At 48.8% G+C, this 656-nt stretch carries 1 protein-coding gene (running past one end of the window); it reads right to left on the reverse strand.

Annotation, left to right across the window (positions count from 1 at the left end; translation table 11 throughout):
• Nucleotides 1-207: 207 nt before the first annotated feature.
• Nucleotides 208-656: the 3' portion of a hypothetical protein gene (locus COV46_05705; protein ID PIR17056.1), read on the reverse strand. 292 nt of this gene lie beyond the right edge of the window; the window shows 449 of its 741 coding nt (coding positions 293-741); its start codon lies off the right edge, out of view; its stop codon occupies nt 208-210.

Here is a 656-nt window from a genome sequence, read left to right on the forward strand (position 1 = left end):
GCAAGAGCGAGGCTGTAAAGAGCAACGATCAACAGTTGCCGCTTGGCATCTTCAATGAAGCAGAGACAGAGACCGTGAAGGTCACCGAAGAGCTGCCATCTGTTACGGTAAAGAGCTATCGCAGGCGTGCCACAAGCCCCATCTCCTGTTCCACGATCGCGAACAACTCTTGACTCCGTCTTGTGGTTATTTGAATTGTGTAATCAGTTAAAAGCTGAGGTCTGATAGATCAGGAATGAAGTCATCCTTCGGAGGTTTTTCTTCTTTTCTTGGCTTGACACTGGTCGCGTCTCTTGGGGCCGGTTTTGAAAATCCGTAGGGATATAACGGAAGATCGCTGGAATTTCCCTTCACTACTTCAATTCTCCTGCCCGATTGCTTTTCCCATTTCTTGAGTCCCTTTTCCAGAAGCGGCTGATTCATGCTCCAAAGCGCAACCCCTTCGCTCTCTATTATGTGGGAGCTGAAGAGTTTATAGCTGATCGAGAACGATTGAAAGCCTGTTTCGTCCGGTCCGCCCCAAATGATAAAGCTCGCCGGCTCCTGAATTCTCACGCGAAGAGGTCTGTCGGGCGCCCAGTCGGTGCGCAGGAAACCGACTATGCTTAAATTGAGTCTTATGACCCAAATGGGCTGATCAATATTTTTCATGATGA

Source organism: Deltaproteobacteria bacterium CG11_big_fil_rev_8_21_14_0_20_49_13 (genome assembly GCA_002796305.1).
Taxonomy (GTDB): Bacteria; UBA10199; UBA10199.